This is a genomic window from Micromonospora sp. AMSO31t (assembly GCF_008868175.1).
In the GTDB taxonomy this organism is placed as follows: domain Bacteria; phylum Actinomycetota; class Actinomycetes; order Mycobacteriales; family Micromonosporaceae; genus Micromonospora.
Genome location: NZ_WBKT01000201.1, coordinates 1 through 10237, shown reverse-complemented (window position 1 = coordinate 10237; position 10237 = coordinate 1). Strand labels below are relative to the sequence as shown.

Genomic DNA, 10237 nt, shown 5'->3' with positions numbered 1-10237 from the left:
GGCGATCAGTTCGTCGTCCTCCATGGCGCCGGTCGGGTGGAAGCCCAGGCGGCCGTAGAGGGTGGCGGCGGGGGTGTTGTCGGGGTGGTAGCTGAGGCGGACCGGGTGGCCCGCCTCGGCCAGCCAGTCGGTGAGGGTCTTCACGGCGGCGCGGCCGATGCCGCGGTCCTGTTCGGCCGCGTCGATGACCATGCCCCCGATCCAGCGGGAGTCGTCATCGTCCACACCCCACATGACGTGCCCGACCACCGTCTCGTCCGCGTAGACGGCGAGTGAGGTCCAGACGTCCGAGCGCATGGTCAGCACCAGGTAGCGAGCCGCCAGCGCCGGCACGAAGGTGCGCTGGTCGTCGCGGGGAGCGACGTCGGCCACCGCCCGCCAGTTGTCGTCGTCCACCGGCCGCAGGGTCACCCGGCGGCTGGCGCGGTCACGCTGCCCGGAATCGATCATGGCGGTCAGCCTAGGGCCGGCCCGCCCACCGGGCCATCGCTTTCGCCCGGGCCGAAGCCACCACCCGCACACGGCTCGCGACAACGCCCGCTCGCTGAATCGCGCGTCGCCCGGTTGCCGGGTCGCCCCCGGCGCCACCGGGCCCGGCATCGCCATGATCGACTCCGGATCGCCGAGGTGGCGGTATCGGCGGGGGCCGGACACCGCCACCTCGGCGAGCTGGCGTCGATCAAGGGCGCGACCTCGGCGAGCTGGCGTCGATCAAGGGCGCGACCTCGGCGAGCTGGCGTCGATCAAGGGCGCGACCTCGGGGCCTGAGTCGGTCGACCTCGGCGATGTCGTCAGCCGGCGGGCCTGGTGGCGGCGGCGTCGAGGAACGGGCGCGGGTCGCCGGCGCCGAGGTCGGTGATCCCGGCACTGTGCAGGGCGCCGATGGCCAGGGTGCGGCGCACGGCGGCGAAGGTGATCACGTGGCCGATGGTGCCGCCCAGGGTGTGGGTGGTCGGCGGCGTGCAGGTGGTGTCGACGAAGGTGTCCGCCAGCGTGCCGGCGGCGAGCGTCCGGGCCACGAAGGCCCGCCAGTCGCGCCCGGCGACCGCGTGCCGGGCGGCCAGCCCGGACGCCGACCGGTCGCTCTCGTCGGGCCACTCGCCGCCGCGCAGCGCCGAGAGCCAGTGCTCCTCCTGGGTGACCATGGCGTTGATCAGCGAGCGGAGCGTGGGCTGCTCGTCGATGGTCTCCACGGACACGGTGACGGGCCGGTCGAGCACCTCGTCGTCGAGGCCCCCGGCGCGCTCGATGATCGTGGTGAGGGTCTGGACGTGGTGGTCGACCAGGTGCTGGAGAACGTTCATGGGAGTCTCCTGACGTGCCGCCGGCAGCCGCAGGCCGCCGGGCGGTTGGAAGTGGACGCCGCTGGGGCAGGGCAGCTCCAGCTCGCGGAAGGTCAGCGGCGGGCGGCGCCGGAGCCCGGTGGGGGCGATGCCGTACGACCGCTGGAAGGCGCGGGTGAACGCCTCGTGCGAGCCGTAGCCGGCCTCGACGGCGATGTCGAGGACGGTCCGGTCGCTGGTGGTGAGCCGGTGCGCGGCGCGCTCCAGGAGCAGGCGGCGGCGCAGCGCGCCCGGCGGTTCCCCGGTGGCCGCGGCGACCAGCCGGTCGAAGTGGAACCGGGACAGGTGGGCCCGGGCGGCCAGATTCGCCGGCCCGGCCTCCGGGTCGTCCAGTGCTTCCTGGAGCCAGTCGAGGAGGCCGGTGAGTCCGTCCGTCTGGGTCATGTGCACAGCCTGCACCCGCCCGGGGCCGCGCCGCTTGATCGCCGTTGCGGACCCGCGGACCGGCCGCCGTCAGGGGTATGGCCGGCCGCGGGTGCGGGGGACGTCAGTCGAGCAGGGCGTCCAGGCCGACGGTGAGGCCCGGCCGGCGGCGCACCTCGCGTACCGCCAGCAGCACGCCGGGCATGAACGAGGCCCGGTCGTACGAGTCGTGCCGGATGGTCAGCGTCTCGCCGGTGGTGCCGAAGAGCACCTCCTGGTGGGCGACCAGACCGGTGGCGCGGACGGCGTGGACGCGTACCCCGTCGATGTCGGCGCCGCGCGCGCCGGGCACCTCGTCCCTGGTGGCGTCGGGGGTGGGGCCGAGACCGGCCTCGGCGCGGGCCTGCGCGACGAGCCGGGCCGTGTGGGTGGCGGTGCCGCTGGGCGCGTCGAGCTTGCGCGGGTGGTGCTGCTCGATGATCTCGACTGACTCGAAGTGCCGGGCCGCGCGGGCGGCGAACTGCATCATGAGCACCGCGCCGATGCCGAAGTTGGGGGCGATCACCACGCCGACGCCGGGCGTGCCGGCCAGCCAGCCGCGCACCTGCTCCAGCCGCTGCTCAGTGAAGCCGGTGGTGCCGACGACCGCGTGGATGCCCTGGTCGATGCACCAGCGCAGGTTGTCCATGACGACGTCGGGGGTGGTGAAGTCGACGACCACCTCGGCGCCGGCGACGGCGGACCGGTCGTCGCCCTGGTCGATGGTGGCCACCAGGTCGAGGTCGCCGGCCGCGTCGACGGCCTTGCAGACCTCCAGGCCCATCCGGCCGCGGGCGCCCAGCACGCCGACCCGCACCGACCCGGCCGGGGTCTTCTCCTGCTCGTCAGTCACGGGGCACAACCTATCCCAATCGGGACGCGGCCCTCCCCACGGACCGGCCGGGATCAGCCCGGCGACTGCACCGGGGAGCGGGACCGGTCAGCGCGCGGCGAAGGCGGACTCGTCGAACGGGCCCACCACGGCGAGGGACATCGGCCGGGCGAGCAGTTCGGCGGCGAGGCCGTTGACGTCGTCCAGGGTCACCGCGTCGACCCGGGCCAGCAGCTCGTCGACCGGCATGAGGTTGCCGTAGAGCAGCTCGCCCTTGGCCAGCCGGCTCATCCGGGAGCCGGTGTCCTCCAGGCCGAGGACGAAGGAGCCCTTGCTCATCCCCTTGCCCCGGGCCAGCTCGGCCTCGGTGATCCCCGTGGCGGCCACCCGCTGGAGCTCGGCGCGGGTCAGGTCCAGCACCTCGTCCACCTTGCCGGGCGCGCAGCCGGCGTAGACGGCGAAGAGGCCGCTGTCGGCGTACTGGCTGGCGTAGGAGTAGACCGAGTAGGCCAGGCCGCGCTGCTCGCGGATCTCCTGGAACAGCCGGCTCGACATGCCGCCGCCGAGCACGTTGTTGAGCACCCCGAGGGCGAAGCGCCGCTCGTCGACGCGGTCGATGCCGGGGCAGCCGAGGATGATGTGCGCCTGCTCGGTCTCCTTCGGCTCGACCAGGGTGGCGGCCGGCTTGGTGCGTACCGCTGGGGTGGTTGGCCGGTGCGGGGCCGGCGTGGCCGGGTCGGTGTCCAGCGGGGTGCCGCGCAGCGCCTGCCGGACCAGCTTGACCACGGCGGCGTGGTCGAGGTTGCCGGCGGCGGCGATGACGATCTGCGGGGCCGTGTAGCGGCGGCGGTAGAAGCTCTGGATCTGCCGCCGGGTCATCGGGGTGACCGTCTCCTCGGTGCCGGAGATCAGCCGGCCGAGGGGGTGGTCGCCGTAGACGGCACGGGCGAAGAGGTCGTGCACCTCGTCGCCGGGCTCGTCGTCGTGCATGGCGATCTCTTCGAGGATGACCCCGCGTTCGGTCTCCACGTCGGGGGCGGCCAGCACCGAGTCGGCGACCAGGTCGCACATGACGTCGATGGCCAGCGGCAGGTCCTCGTCCAGCACGCGGGCGTAGTAGCAGGTGTATTCCTTGGTGGTGAAGGCGTTGGTCTCGCCGCCCACCGCCTCGATCTCCGAGGAGATCTCCAGCGCGCTGCGCTTGTTGGTGCCCTTGAAGAGCAGGTGCTCCAGGAAGTGCGCGGCGCCGGCCTGCGGCCCGGTCTCGTCGCGGGAGCCCACCGCCACCCAGATGCCGAACGACACGCTGCGCATGGCCGGGATCGCCTCGGTGAGCACGCGCAGGCCGCTGGGGAGCACGGTGCGGCGGACGGTGCCGCCCAGCGGGTCGTCGCTGAGCGTGCGGGTGATCGCCCGGGCGGCGCCGCCCGCGGGGCGCGCGACCCCGGACGACGTGACCCCCCGTCGAGCCGCCGGGGAGGACGAACGCCGGGTCCGACTCACGAGGAACCTGCTCTCAGTTCGACGAGGGGTGGGTGGTGCGGTGGTGACGAGCGACAGCTCCGACGGCTTCAGCTCGGCGCGGCCGACGCCGTACCGGAGCTGGAGCCGTGGCTGCAGCAGTCACCGGCCGGGCGACGCCGTGGGCGTCACCCGGCCGGTGGGTGGATCAGCTGTGCCGGGTGCGGCGCCGCGGGCGGCCGTCGCCGCCGCCCTCGCCGCCTTCGCCGCCCTCGCCGCGCTCCGGACCCCGGCCGCCGCGGTCGCGGTCGCCGCGCTCACGGTCGCCACGGTCGCGCGGGCCACGGTCGCCGCCGCGGTCCCGGCCGCCCGGCCGCTCGCCGCCACCGGCGGCCTCGCCGGCGGCCGGCGCCTCGGCGCCTTCCGGACGGATCTTGTCCAGGTAGATCTTCCCGCGGGCGTCGATGTCCGCGATCTCCACCTCGACCCGGTCACCGACGTTGAGGAAGTCCTCGACCTTCTCGACCCGCTTGCCGTCGCCCACCTTGGAGATGTGCAGCAGGCCGTCGCGGCCCGGGAGCAGCGAGATGAAGGCACCGAACGCGGCGGTCTTCACCACCGTGCCGAGGAACCGCTCCCCCACCTTCGGCAGGGTCGGGTTGGCGATGCCGTTGATCCGGTCCACCGCCGCCTGGGCGGACGGGCCGTTGGTGGCGCCGACGTAGATGGTGCCGTCGTCCTCGATGGAGATCTCGGCGCCGGTCTCGTCCTGGATGGCGTTGATGGTCTGGCCCTTCGGGCCGATCACCATGCCGATCTTGTCGACCGGGATCTTCACCGTGGTGACCCGCGGCGCGTACTCCGACATCTCGGCCGGAGCCTCGATCGCCCGCTGCATCACGTCGAGGATGGTCTGCCGGGCCTCGTTCGCCTGCTGCAGCGCGGCGGCCAGCACGTCCGACGGGATGCCGTCGAGCTTGGTGTCGAGCTGCAGCGCGGTGACGAACTCCCGGGTGCCGGCGACCTTGAAGTCCATGTCGCCGAACGCGTCCTCGGCGCCGAGGATGTCGGTCAGCGTCACGTACTGGGTCTTGCCGTCCACCTCGTCGGAGATGAGGCCCATGGCGATGCCGGCGACCGGCGCCTTCAGCGGCACACCGGCCGAGAGCAGGCCCAGCGTCGACGCGCAGACCGAGCCCATCGAGGTGGAGCCGTTGGAGCCGAGCGCCTCGGAGACCTGCCGGATGGCGTACGGGAACTCCTCGCGCGACGGCAGCACCGGGATCAGCGCGCGCTCGGCGAGAGCGCCGTGGCCGATCTCGCGCCGCTTCGGCGAGCCGACCCGGCCGGTCTCACCGGTCGAGTACGGCGGGAAGTTGTAGTTGTGCATGTAGCGCTTGCGGTTCTCCGGGGACAGCGTGTCCACCATCTGCTCCATGCGCAGCATGTTCAGCGTGGTGACGCCCAGGATCTGGGTCTCGCCCCGCTCGAACAGCGCCGAGCCGTGCACCCGCGGCAGCACGCCGACCTCGGCGGTCAGCGGGCGGATGTCGCGCGGGCCGCGGCCGTCGATGCGGACCTGCTCGCGCAGCACCCGGTTGCGGACCTCGGACTTGGTCAGCGACCGGAAGGCGGCGGAAAGCTCCTTCTCGCGGCCCTCGAACCGACCGCCGAGCTCCTCGGCGACCTTGGCCTTGACCCGGTCCAGGGCCTCCTCGCGGTCCGCCTTGCCGGCGATCTTGAGGGCCTCGGCGACCTCGGCGCGGGCCACCTCGGCCACGGCCTCGTATACGTCGTCCTGGTAGTCCAGGAAGACCGGGAACTCGGCGACCGGCTTGGCGGCCACCTCGGCCAGCTCGCTCTGCGCGCGGCACAGCTCGCGGATCGCCGGCTTGGCGGCCTCCAGGCCGCTGGCCACGATCTCCTCGGTCGGGGCGGTCGCGCCGCCCGAGATCAGGGCCACGGCGTTCGGCGTCGCCTCGGCCTCGACCATCATGATCGCGACATCGCCGTCGGCCAGCGCCCGGCCGGCCACCACCATGTCGAAGGTGGCCCGGGCCAGCTCCTCCAGGGTCGGGAAGGCGACCCACTGGCCGTCGACGTGCGCGACCCGGGTCGCGCCGATCGGGCCGGAGAACGGCAGGCCGGAGAGCTTGGTCGACATGGAGGCCGCGTTGATGGCCACCACGTCGTACGGGTGCTGCGGGTCGAGGGCCAGCACGGTCTCGACGACCTGGACCTCGTTGCGCAGGCCCTTGACGAACGACGGGCGCAGCGGCCGGTCGATCAGCCGGCAGGTGAGGATGGCGTCCTCGCTGGGCCGGCCCTCGCGGCGGAAGAACGAGCCGGGGATCCGGCCCGCGGCGTACATCCGCTCCTCGACGTCGACGGTCAGCGGGAAGAAGTCGAACTGCTCCCGGGGCTGCTTGCCGGCGGTGGTGGCGGAGAGGACGACCGTCTCGCCGAGCTGGGCGATGACGGAGCCGGCGGCCTGACGGGCCAGCCGGCCGGTGGAGAAGGTGATCTCGCGGGTGCCGAAGGACCCGTTGTCGATCACGGCGGTGCGGGATTCGGTGCCGAGGTTGGTCTCGGTCATGTGCTGTGGTGCTCCTTCGCGTCGTCGGCCCACGACACGGGAACTGCTCAGGCGGCCGGTCTTCGATCGAAGCGCCCGGGTGGCCGGCATGATGCCGGGGTGCCCGGGGGCCACTACCGGAGACCGGTGCGCTGACCGGTTCCCTCTCGGTCGGTCGCGTGGCCGGGTTCTTCTGGTGGTACCGGAACGGGGGAGCGGCCGAGTGGCCACTCCCCCGTCACGTCATCGGCGCAGGCCGAGCCGCTCGATGAGCGACCGGTAGCGGTTGATGTCCTTCTTCTGGACGTAGTTGAGCAGCCGGCGGCGACGGCCGACCAGCAGCAGCAGCCCACGGCGGCTGTGGTGGTCGTGCTTGTGCACCTTCAGGTGCTCGGTGAGCTCAGCGATCCGCTTGGTGAGGACCGCGACCTGCACCTCCGGCGAACCGGTGTCGCCCTCGGCGGTCGCGTACTCCGAGCGGATCTTGGCCTTGGCTTCCTGGTCGAGCGCCATGTTCTCCCTGTTTCGTGGAACGTTGAGTGAGGTCCGGATCGGTCGGAGTGACCGGGAAACGGACCGGTTCCTCGCACCCGCGGCGTCGTGCAGGCACGCGAGGCCCCACGTCGGTCAGCCGACGTCCCCGCCAGCCTACCAGCCCGGCGGGAAACCGCCCGGTGAAGGGCCACGAAGTAGCCCGCCCGCCGGCTCCGGCCCGCTCAGCCGACCGCCCGCCGGGTCCGCTCCACGTCCTCGGCGATCTGGGCCACCAGCGGCTCGATCGCGTCGTACGTCCGTTGTTCCCGCAGGTGCGCCACGAAGTCCAGGGCCAGCCGCTCGCCGTAGAGGTCGCCCGTGAAGTCCAGCGCGTACGCCTCCACCCGGCGCTCCCGGCCGGAGAACGTCGGGTTGGTGCCGATGGAGACCGCCGCCGCCAGAGGCTCGCCGCCCCGGCGCACCAGCCGGGCCGCGTACACCCCGTCGGCGGGAATGGCCGCGTACCGGTGGGTCAGCAGGTTGGCCGTGGGGTAGCCCAGCTCACGCCCGCGCTGGTCACCGCGGACCACCACGCCCTCGACCCGATGCGGGCGGCCGAGCGCGGCGGCCGCCGCGGCCACGTCCCCCGCGTCGACGCAGGAGCGGATGTACGTGGAGGAGAAGACCGTGCCCGCCTCGGCGACCAGCGGGGCGCCCTCCACCCCGAAGCCGAAGGTGCGGCCCAGCCGCTCCAGCAGCGCCACGTCGCCGGCCGCCCGGTGCCCGAACCGGAAGTTGTCGCCGACCACCACCAGCGCGGCGTGCAGGTGCTCGACCAGGACGTCGTGCACGAACTCCTCGGCCGGCAGCCGCGAGAACTCCGGGGTGAACGGCACGACGCAGAGCACGTCCACGCCGAGCGCCTCGATCAGCTCGGCCTTGCGGGCCGGCTCGGTGAGCACGGCCGGGTGCGAGCCGGGGCGCACCACCTCGGCCGGGTGCGGGTCGAAGGTCACCACCACCGACTTGACGCCCAGCTCGCGGGCGCGCGCCACGGCGTGGCCGATGGTGGCCTGGTGGCCCTTGTGCACGCCGTCGAAGACGCCGATGGTGACCACCGAACGCCCCCAGCCGCCGGGCGCCGCCTCGTACCCCCGCCACCGCTGCATGCCGCTCCTCCCCTGTCCGCCCGCGCCGTCAGGCGGGGGCCAGCACGATCTCCGCGCGGGCCCGCCCGTCCCGCTCGCTGACGATAGCGATCAACCCGCCGTCCGGCCCGAAGACGGCGTACGGCCCGGCGATGCCCACCGGGTCCAGCGGCCCGCCGTGGGAGAGCACCCTGGCCTCCTCGGGCGTGGCGTCGCGGCGCGGGAAGAACCGGCCCGCGGCGGCGTCCAGCGGCAGGTTCACCACGTCGGGCGCGCGCTGCTCCAGCGCGTCGAGGGTGGCCGCCTCGGCCAGGGTGAACCCGCCGACCGCGGTGCGGCGCAGCGCGGTGAGGTGGCCGCCGACGCCGAGCGCCAGGCCCGCGTCCCGGGCGATGGCCCGGATGTACGTCCCGGACGAGCAGGTGACGTCCACGTCCACGTCCACCACCTCGGGGGTGTCACGGCGGATCGCCAGCACCTCCAGCCGGGAGATGGTCACCCGGCGGGCCGGCAGCTCGACGCTCTCCCCCTCGCGCACCCGCTTGTACGCCCGCTGTCCGTCGATCTTGATGGCGCTGACCGCGCTGGGCACCTGGTCCACCTCGCCGGTCAGCGCGGCGAGCGCGGCGCGGACCGCCTCGTCGGTGACCGTGCCGGCCGGGGTGCTGGCGATCACGTCGCCCTCGGCGTCGTCGGTGACCGTCGCCTGGCCGAGCCGGATCGTCGCGGTGTAGCTCTTGCCGGCGCCGATGACATAGGTGAGCAGCCGGGTGGCCCGGCCCACGCCGATCACCAGCACGCCGGTGGCCATCGGGTCCAGCGTGCCGCCGTGCCCCACCCGCCGGGTCCGGGCCAGCCGCCGGATCCGGGCGACCACGTCGTGCGACGTCATGCCGCCGGGCTTGTCGACCACGATCAGACCGTCTGCGCTCACGACGGCCAAGCCTGCCAGACGCCGGTGATCGGCCCTCCGGGGGATACCGCCCTGATCGAGCCGAGTGTCAAGATCATGCGCCCCTCGCCCCACTCCTGCCCGGGAAGCACGATGAGCAGCGACGACCTCACCCCCGAGCCACCGCGGCTCGACCGCCCGTCCGGGGGCGGCCCGGAGGAGATCCCGGACTGGGTACGCCAACTGGAGCGGGAGATCCACGTCGGACCGGCCGCCCGGCTGCGCATCTGGTTCGGCCGGCACGCCCGCGGCCTGCGCCTCGGCGTCGGCGCGGTGCTGGTGCTCGCGCTGCTGGCGTACGTCGGCGCCGCCGGATACCGGTACGTCAAGCGCCCGGCCGACCCGCACCGGGCGTACCCGACCGTGAGCCCGCCCGCCGGCGTCCAGGCGACCACCGCGGCATCGCCACCCCCGGCCGCCGGCCCGTTCGACGGCACCCCCGCGGGCGCCTTCCCGGAGGGCGCGGCCGGGATCACGCTGCCCTCGGCGAAGGCGACCGGCGGCTTCACGGCGAAGCAGGTGTCCGGCACGCTCACGAAGATCCGGGCCGCCCTGGTGACCGCCCGGCTCGACCGCGCCTTCATGACGGCGAAGGACCGGGAGCGGCTGGTGCGGCAGTTCGCCCCGGACGCCCGCCGCCACCTCCGCGAGGACCTCAGCGACGTGGAGTTCCTCACCTTCGCGACCCGGCTCGCGCCCGGGGCCCGGCTGCTGCCCGACCAGCCCCGGGTGAAGGGTCGGATCACCTACCGCGCGGCCCGGGACGACCAGGGGATCCGGGTGCTCCGGGTGACCACCAACTTCGTCTGGGCGTACGCCTTCCAGAGCCCCCGGGCCGAACCCGGCGACGGGGTGGTCGTCGTGCACGACACCCTGATCTGGGAGGTGCCCCACCCGGACGACGTCCCGCCCCCGAACCGTGGTCTCTGGCTCACGGACATTCGCGCGTACACCGCGAACGTCGACTGCGCGGCCTCCGACAAGGGACTGCTCGACATCGGCACGGCGCGGGACGGGAAGCCGCTCGCCACCCCCATGCCGGACCGCGCC

The 10237-nt window shown here is 73.8% G+C and carries 9 protein-coding genes; 1 reads left to right on the top strand and 8 read right to left on the bottom strand.

Going from position 1 to position 10237, the window contains the following annotated elements:
* The 8 genes from F8274_RS27945 to truB all read right to left on the bottom strand — a co-directional run.
* Positions 1-450, bottom strand: a 450-nt coding sequence (locus F8274_RS27945) for a GNAT family N-acetyltransferase (RefSeq protein ID WP_151465352.1), incomplete at its 3' end; no start/stop codon positions are given.
* 341 nt (positions 451-791) lie between these two features.
* On the bottom strand, positions 792-1727 hold the full coding sequence (locus tag F8274_RS27940) for an AraC family transcriptional regulator (protein ID WP_151465351.1): 936 nt from the start codon (positions 1725-1727) through the stop codon (positions 792-794).
* Between the two features lie 103 nt (positions 1728-1830).
* A complete protein-coding gene (gene dapB, locus F8274_RS27935) occupies positions 1831-2598 on the bottom strand; it encodes a 4-hydroxy-tetrahydrodipicolinate reductase (protein WP_151465350.1) in 768 nt (255 codons plus the stop codon).
* Between the two features lie 87 nt (positions 2599-2685).
* A complete protein-coding gene (locus tag F8274_RS27930) occupies positions 2686-4080 on the bottom strand; it encodes a pitrilysin family protein (RefSeq protein ID WP_151465349.1) in 1395 nt (464 codons plus the stop codon).
* A gap of 166 nt (positions 4081-4246) precedes the next feature.
* Positions 4247-6634, bottom strand: a complete 2388-nt coding sequence (locus tag F8274_RS27925) for a polyribonucleotide nucleotidyltransferase (protein ID WP_151465348.1) — start codon at positions 6632-6634, stop codon at positions 4247-4249.
* Between the two features lie 222 nt (positions 6635-6856).
* Positions 6857-7126, bottom strand: a complete 270-nt coding sequence (gene rpsO, locus F8274_RS27920) for a 30S ribosomal protein S15 (protein ID WP_067302624.1) — start codon at positions 7124-7126, stop codon at positions 6857-6859.
* Positions 7127-7329: 203 nt separating this feature from the next.
* Complete coding sequence (locus tag F8274_RS27915; protein ID WP_151465347.1) at positions 7330-8256, bottom strand: bifunctional riboflavin kinase/FAD synthetase; 927 nt, start codon at positions 8254-8256, stop codon at positions 7330-7332.
* 28 nt (positions 8257-8284) lie between these two features.
* The gene (gene truB / locus F8274_RS27910; RefSeq protein ID WP_151465346.1) at positions 8285-9169 is read right to left on the bottom strand and encodes a tRNA pseudouridine(55) synthase TruB; all 885 of its coding nucleotides are present in this window, start codon (positions 9167-9169) and stop codon (positions 8285-8287) included.
* Between the two features lie 111 nt (positions 9170-9280).
* Between truB and F8274_RS27905 the strand changes: the two genes are divergently transcribed.
* On the top strand, positions 9281-10237 hold a 957-nt coding region (locus F8274_RS27905), incomplete at its 3' end, for a hypothetical protein (RefSeq protein WP_151465345.1).

What these genes read in the sequence shown, in the direction of transcription:
- F8274_RS27925 (WP_151465348.1), bottom strand. Translation starts at nt 6,634, where the DNA reads ATGACCGAGACCAACCTCGGCACCGAATCCCGCACCGCCGTGATCGAC.
- F8274_RS27915 (WP_151465347.1), bottom strand. Translation starts at nt 8,256, where the DNA reads ATGCAGCGGTGGCGGGGGTACGAGGCGGCGCCCGGCGGCTGGGGGCGT.
- rpsO (WP_067302624.1), bottom strand. Translation starts at nt 7,126, where the DNA reads ATGGCGCTCGACCAGGAAGCCAAGGCCAAGATCCGCTCGGAGTACGCG.
- F8274_RS27940 (WP_151465351.1), bottom strand. Translation starts at nt 1,727, where the DNA reads ATGACCCAGACGGACGGACTCACCGGCCTCCTCGACTGGCTCCAGGAA.